We start from the raw sequence: 13,836 nt of genomic DNA, 5'->3' as shown, positions 1-13,836 counted from the left end.
GCGCGGGCTGCCGCGAAGGAGGCGGCGCAGGCCGAGCGGGCCGCCGCGAAGGAGGCCCGGAGGTCGGTGAGCCCGCAGGCGGCGGCCCAGACCGGCGTGAAGCCCGGCGCTCGGGGGTCGAAGTCGACAGTGCCCGCTGCGGACTCGGTGCGGGTCACTGCGAAGCCTGCTCCGGCGTCCGCCACGGACGGGAAGGGCGAGGGAGCCGCGTCCAGCGAGGCCGATGCGCCGACGAAGCTGTCGAGGTTCGCCCAGCGGCGGGCCGAGTTCGATGCCAAGGTCGCGGAGAAGCAGGCGGCCGAGGAGGCGCGGCTCGCCGAGCGACAGGCGGCCGCGGACGCGAAGGCCGCGGCCAAGCAGGCCGCCGCCGAGTCGAAGCGCGCCGCCGCGGAGGCCAGGCAGGCCGACAAGCAGGCCGTCGAGGAAACGAAGGCTGCCGCGAAGCAGAGCAGGCTCGACGCACGGCAGGCGAAGGTCGACGCGAAGCAGGCCAGGATCGACGACCGGGCGGCGCAGAAGCAGTCCGGGTCCGACGCCCGTTCCGCCCGGAAGCAGGAGGCCGCCACGGCGAGGACGGCCCGGCTGTCGGCCCGTGAGGACGGCGCTCGGTCGCTGCTGGGCCGGCGCGCGGCGGAGACGTCCGGCGGCCAGGACGCGGCGAGCGACCCGAAGGGGCTTGAGTCGGGGGCGCCGGAGGCGGAGGATCGGGAACCGGACGACCTCGAGCTCGAACGGCTCGAGGCGGAGGGCGCCGGGCTCGAGGACCTCGACCCGGACGCCACCGATCTCGACGAGGCAGAGCTGGGCGAGGCAGAGCCGGGCGACCTCGATCCGGACGGCAGCGACGCGTACGACGACTGGTCCGACGATCCCGACCCGGACGACTCAGGACCGGACCACTCAGGACCGGGCGACTCAGGACCCCGGGGTTCAAGCCAGCAGAATGCCGGCCGGCCGGGCTCCGGCCGGGGCAAGAAGCGTTCCAAGGGGAAGCGATGATGGGGCTGCTGTGGGCCGAGCTGCGCCGGTTCGCCGCGCGGCCGGCGATCCGGTGGATCGCGGTGGCGATGCTGGCGCACGTCGTGCTCGCGGTCGCCGTGACGGCGTTCGAGCCGGAGGCGTCGACGCTGGCAGCGATGCTCGAGCAGGGGCAGATCTCGTTCTACGCGATGACGTCGATCTTCCTCGCCTACGTGGCGGGTGTGCTGCTGGTGACCGGGGTGGCGGCGTCGGGCGGGACCCGGGCGGTACTGACCGTCGAGCCCCGGCGCGGCCGCGTCTACTGGACCAAGCTGGCGGCGGCCGGGCTGGCGGTGGTGCCCGGCATCACGGCGGCCTGGGCGGTGCTCGCGTTCGGCATGTACTGGACGCAGCAGCGCGCCGGGGTGCTGGGTGGCACGCCGTCGGACCTGGCGGAGGCGCTCGTCTGGTGTGGTGTGCGCGTCCTCGCCCTCGCGGTGTGCGCGGCGGTCAGCGGTGCCACGCTCGGCCTGCTGGTGCGCCGCTGGTGGGTGGCGGTCGGGCTCGCGGTGGCGTGGTTCCTGGTCGAGGAACAGGTGGTGCTGGGGGCGTCGTCCGGCGTCGGGAGCTGGCTGCCGTTCAGCAACGCGGACGCCTGGGTGCGAGGCACGCGCACCGTCCCGTCCGGCGACGGTCTGCTGGCGGACCCGCTGCTGCACAGCGGGCTCCTGCTGCTGGGGATCGCGGTGGTGCTGTCCCTGCTCGGCTCCGTGGTCTTCCGCCACCGGGACGTGCGCTGAGACGTAGGCTGGGGGCAGCGGGCAGACCCGGCGGCCCCCGTGATCCCGCGGCTGGACGACCGTGGCGTCTCGGATCGTGGGACCTTTGGCCCGCTGGGTGACACCGGCTGGTTTTCGGCGTAACGTGCGTGGCGTGCAGACGATCATTCTCGTAGTACTTCCTGAGCGCGCGGCCTAGGCCCAGCACAGGCATCGTCCGCGCGCTCACCCTGGCAGTCCTTCTCACCAAAGGACCCGGGGTTTTTTTGTTGTCACGAACGCTCGCTTTCGCCCCAGGACGGGGCGCGACGGCAGGAGATCCGTATGACCGGCACACCGACACCCGCACAGATCGCCGCGCGCGCCGAGGCGCGTGACCAGGTGCGCACCGAGCTTCGGTCCCGCGTAGGCGGCAAGGCCGAGACCGAGGTCGCCGCACCGCGCGTCGGGCCGGAGGAGGTGACGGGGGCGCAGTCGATCGTCCGCTCCCTTGAGGAGGTCGGTGCGGAGGTCGTCTTCGGCATTCCCGGCGGCACGATCCTGCCCACCTACGACCCGCTGATGGACTCCGCCAAGCTGCGGCACATCCTCGTGCGGCACGAGCAGGGCGGCGGCCACGCGGCCTCGGGCTACGCCCACGCGACGGGCCGGGTCGGTGTCACCATGGCGACGTCGGGCCCCGGGGCCACCAACCTGGTGACGGCGATCGCCGACGCGAACATGGACTCGATCCCCATGGTCGCGATCACCGGCCAGGTGGGCGCGTCCGCGATCGGGACCGACGCGTTCCAGGAGGCGGACATCGTCGGCATCACGATGCCGATCACCAAGCACTCCTACCTCATCACCGACCCTGCTGAGATCCCGCGCACCATCGCGGAGGCGTTCCACATCGCCTCCACCGGGCGCCCGGGGCCGGTGCTCGTGGACATCTCGAAGTCGGCACAGCAGGAGCGCACCACGTTCTCGTGGCCGCAGGAGCTGAACCTGCCGGGCTACCACCCGGTGACCAAGCCGCACTCGAAGCAGATCCGCGAGGCCGCGAAGCTGCTGGCCACGGCCCGGCGGCCGGTGCTGTACGTGGGCGGTGGCGTGATCCGGTCCGGCGCTGCCGACCTGCTGCGCCAGCTCGTCGACCTGTCCGGCGCGCCCGTGGTGACCACGCTGATGGCGCGCGGCGCGGTGCCGGACAGCCACCCTCAGCACCTGGGCATGCCCGGCATGCACGGCACGGTGCCCGCCGTCGCGGCGCTGCAGAAGGCGGACCTCGTGTTCGCGCTCGGCGCCCGGTTCGACGACCGGGTGACCGGCAAGCTGTCGAGCTTCGCCCCGCTGGCCGCGATCATCCACGCGGACATCGACCCCGCCGAGATCGGCAAGAACCGCGAGGCCGACGTGCCGATCGTGGGCGACCTCCGCGAGGTCATCGGGGACCTGCTGCCCGAGCTGGCCAAGGAGCACGAGGAACACGGCAAGCCGGACGTCGAGGGCTGGTGGCGCCAGCTCGACGAGTGGCGCCGCACCTACCCCCGTGGGTACTCGCAGCCGGAGGACGGCAACCTCTCGCCGCAGCACGTGATCCAGCGCCTGGGCGAGCTGACCGGACCCGACGGCATCTACGTCGCGGGTGTGGGGCAGCACCAGATGTGGGCGGCACAGTTCATCAGCTACGAGCGGCCCAACACCTGGATCAACTCCGGCGGGCTCGGCACGATGGGTTACTCGGTGCCCGCGGCGATGGGTGCCAAGGTCGGCCAGCCGGACCGGACCGTCTGGGCGATCGACGGTGACGGCTGCTTCCAGATGACCAACCAGGAGCTCGCCACCTGCACCATCAACGACATCCCCATCAAGGTTGCGGTGATCAACAACAGCTCGCTGGGCATGGTGCGGCAGTGGCAGACGCTCTTCTACGAGTCGCGCTACTCCAACACCGACCTGCACACCGGGCACGGCACCATGCGCGTGCCCGACTTCGTGAAGCTCGCCGACGCGTACGGCTGCGAGGGCATCCGGGTGGAGCACGCCTCCGACGTCGACGCGGCGATCAAGCGGGCCAACGAGATCGACGACCGGCCCGTGGTCGTGGACTTCACCGTCTCGCGTGACGCGATGGTGTGGCCCATGGTCGCCCCCGGCGTGAGCAACGACGACATCAAGTACGCACGCGGCATCTCGCCGGCGTGGGAGCGAGAGGACTGACCCCCATGTCGAGGCACACCCTGTCCGTGCTCGTGGAGAACAAGCCCGGCGTGCTCACGCGCGTCGCCGGACTGTTCGCCCGTCGCGCGTTCAACATCCACTCCCTGGCCGTCGGCCCCACGGAGCACGAGGAGATCTCGCGCATCACCGTGGTGGTCGACGTCGAGGAACACCCCCTGGAACAGGTCACGAAGCAGCTCAACAAGCTCGTCCACGTGATCAAGATCGTCGAGCTCGAACCCGAGTCGTCCGTGCACCGCGAGCTCCTGCTCGTCAAGGTGCGGGCAGACGCCGCCACCCGTACCGGGGTGCTGGAAGTCGTCGAGATGTTCCGGGCGCGCGTCGTCGACGTCGTGCCGGACTCGGTGGTCATCGAGGCCACCGGACCGGCGGCGAAGCTCGACTCGCTCCTCGCGGCGCTGGAACCGTACGGCGTCCGTGAGATCGTCAAGTCCGGGACGCTGGCCATCGGCCGTGGCGCCCGGTCCATCACCGACCGTGCGTTCGAGCGCGCGGTGAGGTCTGCGTGAGACCAGAGTGAAGTGGAGGGTGGGACCGAGGAACGAGGTGCCCGCCCGAAGCGGAACGTCGGTCTCACGCGGCGTGGGCTCCGCTTGAGCGCGCGACCCATCGATACTTCTTTCCACCCGAGTAATCAACTGAGGAGCAAGAACCGTGGCTGAGCTGTTCTACGACGACGACGCTGACCTGTCGATCATCCAGCAGAAGAAGGTCGCTGTGATCGGTTACGGCAGCCAGGGCCACGCGCACGCCCTGAACCTGCGTGACTCCGGCGCCCAGGTGACCGTCGGCCTGCGCGAGGGTTCCTCCTCCCGCACCAAGGCCGAGAACGAGGGCCTCGCCGTGGCCACCGTTCCGGACGCCGTGCGCGACGCCGACGTGGTGGTCATCCTCGCGCCGGACCAGGTGCAGCGGCACCTGTACGCCGAGGACATCGCGCCGAACCTCAAGGAGGGCGCCGCGCTCGTCTTCGGGCACGGCTTCAACATCCGTTACGGCTACATCAAGCCCGAGGCCGGCCATGACGTGCTCATGGTCGCTCCCAAGGGCCCGGGCCACATCGTGCGTCGCGAGTTCGCCGACGGCCGCGGCGTGCCCGTGATCGTCGCGGTGGAGCAGGACGCGTCCGGCACCGCCTGGGAGCTGGCACTGTCGTACGCCAAGGGCATCGGCGGCCTGCGCGCCGGCGGCATCAAGACGACGTTCACCGAGGAGACCGAGACCGACCTGTTCGGCGAGCAGGCCGTGCTGTGCGGTGGCGCGTCGCAGCTGGTCCAGTACGGTTTCGAGACGCTGACCGAGGCCGGCTACCAGCCGGAGGTCGCGTACTTCGAGGTGCTGCACGAGCTCAAGCTGATCGTCGACCTGATGGTCGAGGGCGGCATCGCCAAGCAGCGCTGGTCCGTGTCGGACACCGCCGAGTACGGCGACTACGTCTCCGGCCCGCGCGTCATCGACCCGCGCGTGAAGGAGAACATGAAGGCCGTGCTGGCCGACATCCAGAACGGCGCCTTCGCCGAGCGCTTCATCGCGGACCAGGACGCGGGCGCCCCGGAGTTCAAGGAGCTGCGCGCCAAGGGCGAGCAGCACCCGATCGAGGCCACGGGCCGCGAGCTGCGCAAGATGTTCTCGTGGATCAAGCCGGCCGACTCGGACTACGTCGAGGGTTCGGCCGCTCGCTGACCCGAGCCGTCTGCTGACCCGGGCCGTCCGCTGACCCGAGCCGTCCGCTGACCGCTCGTCGGCCCAGCCGGGCTGACAGCAAGAACAGCGCCCCGCCCTCCGTACGGAGAGCGGGGCGCTGTCGTGTTCCGGGAACGTCAGCTCTTGAGCGAGTCGACCCAGTCCTGGTTGTCCGCGAGCCAGGCCTCGACGCCGGCGGCCGGGTCACCTTCGTGCTCGTTGACGACCTGGTCCTCCAGGCTGCCGTACTGCTCGTCGTCCAGCTTCGCCTTGCCGATCATCTCGGCGACCTCGGGGAACTCCTCGCTGAACCCGGCGGTGGCCAGCTCGTGCAGGCCCTCCGCCTCGCCGAGGGCGCCCTTCGGGTCCTCGAGGTCGCGCACGGGGAACGTGTTGTTCGCCCAGAACGGCCGCCACAGCGTGACGACGATGTCCTCCTCGGCCTGGACGGCCTCGTCGAGCGCGTTCAGCATGGCCGGGGTGGAGGACGTCTGCAGCGTCCAGCCGTCCTCGTCCAGGCCGTACTCCGGGATGACCTGCTCCTGCGTGGCCTTGGTCAGGCCCGCGCCCGCCTCGATGCCGACGATCTTGCCGTCGTAGTCGGCGCTCTTGCCGATGAGGTCCTCGATGGACTGGAGCTCGGAGTACTCGGGGACGGCCATGGTCAGCTTGGCGCCGTCGTAGTAGGTGCCGAGGTCCTCCAGGTCGTCGCCGTACTCGTCCATGTAGGCGGCGTGGGTCACCTCGGGCCACGCGGACGGGAAGATGTCGATGTCACCTTCCGCGAGCCCGGTGTACAGCGGCGCGGCGTCGTTGATCTCGGTGATCTCGACCGTGTACCCGTCCTCCTCGAGGATGTTCTTCCACAGGTAGGCGGTGCTCAGGCCGTCGGTCCACGAGGGGATGATGCCCAGCGTGATGGTCTTGTCGCCGTCGCCGCCGCTCTCGTCACCCGAGGCGCATGCCGTGAGGCTCAGGCCCAGGCCGAGAGCCAGTGCGGCCGCTCCGATCCGCTTGCCGGTCGTGCCGATCATCGGTGTCCTTCCGTTTCGTATATCTGGGGTTCGTTATGTATGGAGGTAGGTCTGGGAAGAGGGTCAGGAGGCGCTGGCCGCGGTCGCCGGGGTCCGGGTGAACCGCTCGCGCAGCTCGCGCAGGCGGCCGTGACCAGGACGGCGGGAGCCGATCGACGCCGTCAGGCGGTCCAGGAAGATCGCCAGGATCACCACGGAGATGCCGGCGTCGAAACCGCGGGCGAGGTTGAGGGTCGAGATCGCGCCCACCACCTCGTTGCCGAGGCCGCCGCCGCCGACCAGACCCGCGATCACGGCCATCGACAGGGCCAGCATGATGACCTGGTTGACGCCGGCCATCACGGTCGGCAGAGCCAGGGGCAGCTGGATGTCCTTGAGGATCTGCCGCGGTCCGGCGCCGAAGGCCTGCCCGGCCTCGACGACCTCGCCGTCGACCTGGCGGATGCCGAGCTCGGTGAGCCGGACGGCCGGGGGCAGCGCGAAGATCACCGTGGCGACGAGGGCGCCGGCCACGCCGATGCTGAACAGCTTGAGCACCGGCAGCAGCCAGACCATGCCGGGCATGGTCTGCATGAAGTCCATCACGGGCTTGACGATGCGGCTGACCACGGGCGAGCGGGCCGCGAGGATGCCCAGGGGGATGCCGAGGATGAGGGCCACCACGGTCGCGACCACCACGAGGGCGAGGGTCTCGACGGCGGGCTCCCACATGTCCATCCCGATGATCAGGACGAGGCCCACCAGCGTCCCGACCCCGAGCTTCCAGTTGCGCAGGAGCCAGCCGAGCAGCGCGAGGATGATCGCCAGGACCAGCGGGTCCAGGGCCAGGAGCGGGTCGGCGATCCCGTTGATGGCGCCGGTGATGAGGTCACCGATCACGTCGAACAAGGCGTCGAACGTCTGCTTGAACCAGGTGAAGCCGGTCTCGAGCCAGGTGCCGATCGGGATGGGCGGCACGATCGTCACGGGGGCGGCGCTCTCAGGCACGGGCGGCCTCCTTGGTCTCGTCGTCGGCCGTCACGGGAGCGTCCGCGACGTCGGTCTCTGCGTGCGCGGCGAGCGCCGAGAGCAGGGTGATGCGCGGGACGACGCCGATGAGCCGCCCGGCGTCGTCGACCACGGCGATGGCCGGGGTCTCCGCGGCCGGGCCGAAGAGGTCGGCGAGCGAGGTGTCGGGGGAGACGCTGGCGAGGCCCGGGACCGGGTGCAGCAGACCGGTGAGGTCCTTCTGCTCCAGGTGCCGGCCGACCTCGTCCTCGGTCACGTAACCCTTGAGGGTGCGGTCGCGTCCGGTGACGAACATGGCCGGGATCTGGTGCTCGCGCATCAGCTTGTGCGCGGCGCGCGGCCCCTGCTCGGCCCCGAGGACGGCGGCCGGCTTCTCCATGACGGACGCCGCCGTCAGGACGCGGGTCCGGTCGACGTCGGCGACGAACTGCGCCACGTAGTCGTTCGCCGGGTCGGTGAGGATCTCCTCGGCGGTGCCGACCTGGACGATCCGTCCGTTGCGCATCATGGCGATCCGGTCGCCGATGCGCATGGCCTCGTTGAGGTCGTGGGTGATGAACAGGATCGTCTTGCCGAGCTTCTGCTGCAGCTCGATCAGCTGGTCCTGCATGTCCCGGCGGATCAGTGGGTCGAGCGCGCTGAACGCCTCGTCCATCAGCAGGATGTCGGTGTCGGCGGCGAGCGCCCGGGCCAGGCCGACGCGCTGCTGCATGCCGCCCGAGAGCTCGCTGGGCAGATGCTCGTCCCAGCCGCTCAGGCCGCACAGCTCCAGCGCCTCGTGCGCACGCGCGCGACGCTCCTCCTTGCCGACGCCCTGGGTCTCCAGGCCGTAGGCGGCGTTGTCGATGACCGAGCGGTGCGGGAAGAGCGCGAAGTGCTGGAACACCATGCTGATCCGCTGGCGCCGCAGGCGGCGCAGGTCCTTGCCGGTGGCGGCGGTGATGTTCTCGCCGTAGAGCTCCACGTGCCCGGAGGTCGGGGCGTGGAGCCCGTTGATCATGCGGATCAGCGTCGACTTGCCGGACCCGGACAGGCCCATGACGACGAAGATCTCTCCTTCTTCCACGGTGAACGACGCGTCGATCACCGCGGGTGTCAGACCTGCGGCCTTCAGCTCGTCGGTGCCGGCGCCGGCCTCGAGGCGCTTGACGCCCTCGCGACCCTTGCGGCCGAACACCTTGTACAGGTGATGTGCCTCGATAGCTGGCACAGAGCCCCCTCGTCTTGGCAGTTGTCTTGGTTTCATCTGGGCAGCACTGGTTACGAAAAGTCTCAAAAGGTACGTCGGTGCGACGTGAACCGCCGTTCACCAGACCATGTCAAGTCACGCACATGCAAATTAGGTAAGCGTTCGTTACCGGATCGTTCAGTGTTCGTTACGGCCCGCCGGGCGTCGTCCGGCACGGGCTGTTAGGGCAAGATGTCCCCGTGACCAACGACGCGAATCCGCAGGCAGCGGACGACAACGAGCAGACCGCCGCCGCCGGGGCGGAGTCCCGCGACAGCGTGGAGCGTGAGCCTGCCGGGGCCGAGCCGGAGGAGTTCGACCCTGCGACCTTCGACCCCGAGTCGGTGCCGGTGGAGGACGCCGAGCTCGCCGCCGAGGTGCTCGACTTCTGGGGCGCTACCCGCCAGCACGCCGGGATGGCCAAGGCGAGCATCGTCGTCGGGCACACCGTGAGCGAGACCGTGCCGCCGCCCGCCTGGTCGTTCGGCGACGAGCCCGAGCTGGCGGAGACGCTCCTCGCGGCGGTCCTCGCGGGCGACAAGACGGCGACGTCGTCGGCCCTGTGGGACTACGACGACGAGGGCGCGCCGCTTCCCGTCGTCGGCGAGCTGTCGATCCTGCTGGACGGCGAGCGGCACCCGCGCGCGCTGATCCGCACCACGAGCGTCGTGACCACGACGTTCGACGAGGTCGACGACGACTTCGCGGCCGCCGAGGGCGAGGATGACCGCACGCTGGAGTCGTGGCGCGCGGGGCACGAGGCGTACTTCCGCCGCACGCTGGGTGAGGGCCGCGAGTTCTCGGCGGACATGCCGATCGTGTGCGAGCGGTTCGAGCTGCTCTACCCGAAGCGCTGACCTGACGCCTGACGCCTATGTCCTCAGGCGTCGAACGTAGGGTTTGTCGGCGCAAGGAGGCTCTTGCGGCGACGAACCCTACGTCCGACGAGCCGGGTGCCGTGTCGAGGGGCGCCCCCCGGGGAGTGTCAGTGGCTCGGCCTAACGTGGGGGCATCGGTCTCGACGAGAGGTGAAGGCGATGGCGCTGCGCTGGTACTCGAACGTGGTGGAGTCCACGGACCACCGGAAGCTGGCCCGCTGGTGGGCTGAGGCCCTGGGCTGGGAGGTCGTCTTCGACCTGGACTCCGAGGTGGTCGTGGTGCCCCCGTGGGCGCTCGAGCTCTCCGGCAGGCTGGACTTCCACCAGGTGCCGCCAGGCATGGTGTTCGTCCCGGTCGACCACGAGAAGTCCGGCAAGAACCGGCTGCACTGGGACTTCGCGCCGCACACGAGCGACGACCGGGACGCCGAGATCGCGCGGCTGGTCGACCTGGGGGCCACGGTGATCGACGTCGGCCAGCCGGCCGAGGCGACCTGGACCGTGCTGGCCGACCCGGACGGCAACGAGTTCTGCGTGCTGTCCGCCCGGGACCAGTAGGCCGGGACCAGCAGCCCGGACCAGCAGCCCCGGAACCGGCAGCCCCGGGGCAGTCCGGACCAGCAGAGTCGCGGCCGCCGATGAGTTCCGGTCGCCGGGGCGGTCGGCCAGGGTATGAAGACCAAGAATCTCGCGACCCTCTATGACCTGCCGACCCTGGACTGGGCGCCCGTGGCGGCCAGCCTGGACCGGCTCACGCAGGCTCCGGGCACCGGTGGCCCGGACCGGCACTCGCACTGGCTCACCACGGTGAACGCGGACGGGAGCCCGCACGTCACCGGGATCGGCGCCATCTGGTTCGACGGCGCCTACTGGGTGGTGTCCGGCCGCTCGGCGCTCAAGGCCCGGAACCTGGAGCGCGACCCGCGGTGCGCCGTCGCGGTGGCGACGGCCGACTACGACACGGTCGTGGACGGCACGGCGCGCCTGGTCACGGACCGGGAGGAGGTGGCCGAGGTGTCCCGGCGGCTCAACGAGGGCGGCTGGCCGTGCGAGCCGGACGCGTCCGGCTCGGCGCTCACCGCCCCGTACAGCGCGCCGTCCGCGGGGCCGGCACCGTGGCACGTCTACCGCGTGACGCCCACCCGGGCGACGGCGCTCTACGTGCGGGGGGAGGGTGGTGCGACGTCCTTCGAGTTCGACTGAACCGAGCCGGCTGCGCGCCTGCCGACCGGTCCCGGGTTTCGTCCATACCGTGAGACCCGCGTCTCAGCGGGGTGACGGCACGCGTAGGCTCCGGACATGGCACAGGTGGCTACTACAGACGGCATCAATCTCGCGGTGGTCGCGGGTGACGGCATCGGTACCGAGGTCGTGGAGCAGGGTCTCTCCGTCCTCGAGGCGGCGCTGGCGCCGTCGGGTACCAAGCTCTCCACCACCGAGTTCGACCTCGGTGCGCGGCGCTGGCACGCGACCGGCGAGACCCTCACCGACGAGGACCTCGCGCGGATCAAGACCCAGGACGCGATCCTGCTCGGCGCGATCGGCGACCCGTCGGTCCCGAGCGGCGTGCTGGAGCGCGGGCTGCTGCTCAAGCTGCGCTTCGCGCTGGACCACTACGTGAACCTGCGCCCGACCAAGCTCTACGAGGGCGTCTCCAGTCCGCTCGCCGACCCGGGCGAGATCGACTTCGTGGTCGTCCGTGAAGGCACCGAGGGCCCGTACGTGGGCAACGGCGGCGCGCTGCGCGTCGGCACCCCCGCCGAGATCGCCACCGAGGTCAGCGTCAACACCGCGTTCGGCGTCGAGCGCGTGGTCCGGGACGCCTTCGCGCGTGCCGCGGCCCGTCCCCGGAAGCACCTCACGCTGGTGCACAAGCACAACGTGCTGGTGCACGCCGGCCACCTGTGGCGCCGGACGGTCGAGGCCGTCAACGCGGAGTTCCCCGACGTCACCACCGACTACGCGCACGTCGACGCCGCGACCATCTACCTGACGACCAACCCGAGCCGGTTCGACGTCATCGTCACGGACAACCTCTTCGGCGACATCCTCACCGACCAGGCCGCCGCGATCTCGGGCGGCATCGGGCTGGCGGCGTCGGCCAACATCAACCCGGACCGCACCGCTCCGTCGATGTTCGAGCCGGTGCACGGCTCCGCGCCCGACATCGCCGGCCAGGGCAAGGCCGACCCCACCGCGACGATCCTCTCCGTCGCCCTGCTGCTCGACCACCTGGGTTTCGCGGCCGAGTCCGCGCGCGTCCAGGACGCCGTCGCCGCCGACCTCGCGGCGCGCGGCGACGTAGTACGCACGACCGACCAGGTAGGCCGCGACATCGCGGCCCGCGTGATCGGGTAGCACGCTTCACGAAAGCGGCGCCCGGGTCTCGCAGACCGATCCCCGGGCGCCGCTCTCGTATGTCGGGAGCCGTCCGGGCAGACGTCCGGCTCGGATCGCTCCGCCGCCTTGCCGGGCGTGGAAGACTGACAGCAGCATTCCGGTGAAAGGCATCGACATGACAACTACGACGGACCCCATCCTCCCGACCAGGCTCGAAGACCTGGTGGCGCTCTTCGACGTGCGGCCCACCGACGCGCCGACGTCGGACGAGGACCGCCTCGAGGCGCTCCGCGCCCCGAAGTTCGGGACCAAGTTCTCCGACCACATGGCGCGCATCTCCTGGAGCAGCGCCGACGGGTGGAAGGACCGGCGGATCGAGAAGTACGGTCCGCTGCTGCTCGACCCGGCCACCGCCGTCCTGCACTACGCGCAGGAGATCTTCGAGGGCCTCAAGGCCTACAAGCACGCCGACGGCTCGGTCTGGACGTTCCGCCCGGACCAGAACGCCGCGCGCTTCGCCCGGTCGGCGCACCGCCTCGCGCTGCCGTCGCTGAGCGTGGACGACTTCATCGGCTCGCTGGCCGCGCTGGTCCGTACCGACATCGACTGGGTGCCGGACGGCGAGGACTCCTCCCTCTACCTGCGGCCCTTCATGTACGCGTCCGAGGTGTTCCTCGGCGTGCGCCCGTCGCTCGAGGCGGAGTACCTCGTGATCGCCTCGCCCGTCGGCCCGTACTTCGCGGGCGGCGTGCGGCCCGTGTCGATCTACGTGTCCCAGGAGTACCACCGGGCGGGCCCGCCCGGAGGCACCGGCGACGCGAAGTTTGGCGGCAACTACGCCGCGAGCCTCCTGCCGCAGCTCGAGGCCCAGAAGGCAGGCTTCGACCAGGTGTGCTTCCTGGACGCGGCCACCAACACCTACCTCGAAGAGCTCGGCGGCATGAACGTCTTCGTCGTGATGGAGGACGGCACGCTGCACACGCCGGAGCTCGGCTCGATCCTGGAGGGCATCACGCGCGGCTCCGTGCTGCAGCTCGCCGCCGACCGCGGCTACGACGTGGTGGAGCGGCGCATCCCGCTCGCCGAGGTCATCGCGGGCCTCGAGTCCGGCGCCGTCAAGGAGTTCTTCGCGTGCGGCACCGCCGCCGTCGTGACGCCGGTGGGGCGGCTCGCCGGCTCGACCTTCGACCACGAGCTCAACGGCGGCGAGCCGGGCGAGCTCACCATGGCCATCCGCCAGGAGCTCACCGACATCCAGTACGGCCGTGCCGAGGACCGGCACGGCTGGATGCGCCGTCTGGCCTGATCACTGTCGGCGCGGTCGGTCAGCCCCAGAGGCGGCCGATCGCGTCGCGGGCCACGAGGAACCCGACGATCCCGACGACCCATGCCGTCGTGCTCGCCGCGTTCCGTGTCAGCCAGCCGTCCAGGCGACTGAGCGGTCGCTCCACCAGCCGCGACGCGAACACCCGCGCGGCGGTCAGCACCAGGGCCGGCAGGATCATGACCAGGCAGTACCCCAGGACCCAGAGGCCCGACGTCGGCCACCCCGGACCCTGCGTGCCGATCAGGCCCAGCGCGGCGAGGTAGGGCAGCATCGACGCCACCTCGACCAGCCCGGCCCCGACCGCCAGCCCGGCCAGCGCCGGCCAGCTGCCGGACTCGCTCCCGAGCGCGCGCTCACGCCAGCGGCTCAGCCTGCC

14 protein-coding genes are annotated in these 13,836 nt (G+C 70.8%); 10 read left to right on the top strand and 4 right to left on the bottom strand.

Features of this window, described 5'->3' with window-relative positions:
- The 5 genes from PROKR_RS29970 to ilvC form a co-directional block, all read left to right on the top strand.
- A partial coding sequence (locus tag PROKR_RS29970) for a hypothetical protein (protein WP_036971476.1) occupies positions 1 to 999 on the top strand: 999 nt, incomplete at its 5' end.
- A complete protein-coding gene (locus PROKR_RS29965; RefSeq protein ID WP_157602873.1) occupies positions 996 to 1,760 on the top strand; it encodes a hypothetical protein in 765 nt (254 codons plus the stop codon). The genes PROKR_RS29970 and PROKR_RS29965, both read left to right, overlap by 4 nt.
- A 303-nt stretch (positions 1,761 to 2,063) precedes the next feature.
- Entirely contained in the window at positions 2,064 to 3,941 is a 1,878-nt protein-coding gene (locus tag PROKR_RS29960; RefSeq protein WP_036971472.1) for an acetolactate synthase large subunit, read from the top strand.
- Between the two features lie 5 nt (positions 3,942 to 3,946).
- The gene (gene ilvN, locus PROKR_RS29955; RefSeq protein ID WP_036971470.1) at positions 3,947 to 4,471 is read left to right on the top strand and encodes an acetolactate synthase small subunit; all 525 of its coding nucleotides are present in this window, start codon (positions 3,947 to 3,949) and stop codon (positions 4,469 to 4,471) included.
- A gap of 145 nt (positions 4,472 to 4,616) precedes the next feature.
- On the top strand, positions 4,617 to 5,645 hold the full coding sequence (gene ilvC / locus PROKR_RS29950) for a ketol-acid reductoisomerase (RefSeq protein WP_020013645.1): 1,029 nt from the start codon (positions 4,617 to 4,619) through the stop codon (positions 5,643 to 5,645).
- 137 nt (positions 5,646 to 5,782) lie between these two features.
- Here ilvC and PROKR_RS29945 read toward each other — a convergent pair whose 3' ends face one another.
- The 3 genes from PROKR_RS29945 to PROKR_RS29935 form a co-directional block, all read right to left on the bottom strand.
- A complete protein-coding gene (locus PROKR_RS29945; protein WP_036971467.1) occupies positions 5,783 to 6,679 on the bottom strand; it encodes a glycine betaine ABC transporter substrate-binding protein in 897 nt (298 codons plus the stop codon).
- A gap of 63 nt (positions 6,680 to 6,742) precedes the next feature.
- Complete coding sequence (locus PROKR_RS29940) at positions 6,743 to 7,666, bottom strand: ABC transporter permease (protein ID WP_051433513.1); 924 nt, start codon at positions 7,664 to 7,666, stop codon at positions 6,743 to 6,745.
- The gene (locus tag PROKR_RS29935) at positions 7,659 to 8,897 is read right to left on the bottom strand and encodes a quaternary amine ABC transporter ATP-binding protein (RefSeq protein ID WP_036971464.1); all 1,239 of its coding nucleotides are present in this window, start codon (positions 8,895 to 8,897) and stop codon (positions 7,659 to 7,661) included. Before PROKR_RS29935 ends, PROKR_RS29940 begins: the two co-directional genes overlap by 8 nt.
- A gap of 218 nt (positions 8,898 to 9,115) precedes the next feature.
- Here PROKR_RS29935 and PROKR_RS29930 point away from each other — a divergent pair, with 218 nt between their 5' ends.
- The 5 genes from PROKR_RS29930 (at position 9,116) to PROKR_RS29910 (ending at position 13,439) form a co-directional block, all read left to right on the top strand.
- Complete coding sequence (locus PROKR_RS29930) at positions 9,116 to 9,772, top strand: ASCH domain-containing protein (protein WP_245606037.1); 657 nt, start codon at positions 9,116 to 9,118, stop codon at positions 9,770 to 9,772.
- 180 nt (positions 9,773 to 9,952) lie between these two features.
- Entirely contained in the window at positions 9,953 to 10,351 is a 399-nt protein-coding gene (locus PROKR_RS29925) for a VOC family protein (RefSeq protein WP_036971572.1), read from the top strand.
- A 114-nt stretch (positions 10,352 to 10,465) separates the two neighbouring features.
- Positions 10,466 to 10,996 (top strand): pyridoxamine 5'-phosphate oxidase family protein, encoded by a 531-nt coding sequence (locus PROKR_RS29920; protein ID WP_036971462.1) that lies wholly within the window; start codon positions 10,466 to 10,468, stop codon positions 10,994 to 10,996.
- 96 nt (positions 10,997 to 11,092) lie between these two features.
- On the top strand, positions 11,093 to 12,151 hold the full coding sequence (locus tag PROKR_RS29915) for a 3-isopropylmalate dehydrogenase (protein ID WP_036971459.1): 1,059 nt from the start codon (positions 11,093 to 11,095) through the stop codon (positions 12,149 to 12,151).
- 157 nt (positions 12,152 to 12,308) lie between these two features.
- Positions 12,309 to 13,439, top strand: a complete 1,131-nt coding sequence (locus PROKR_RS29910) for a branched-chain amino acid aminotransferase (protein ID WP_036971456.1) — start codon at positions 12,309 to 12,311, stop codon at positions 13,437 to 13,439.
- Positions 13,440 to 13,458: 19 nt separating this feature from the next.
- On the opposite strand, the gene PROKR_RS29905 is transcribed toward PROKR_RS29910, so the two are convergent.
- The coding region (locus PROKR_RS29905; protein WP_036971453.1) for a GAP family protein at positions 13,459 to 13,836 on the bottom strand (378 nt) is incomplete at its 5' end.

The organism is Promicromonospora kroppenstedtii DSM 19349, from assembly GCF_000515355.1.
Taxonomy (GTDB): Bacteria; Actinomycetota; Actinomycetes; order Actinomycetales; family Cellulomonadaceae; genus Promicromonospora; species Promicromonospora kroppenstedtii.
Note: the sequence above shows the minus strand (reverse complement) of the source record. Positions and strands in the feature narration are given on the sequence as shown.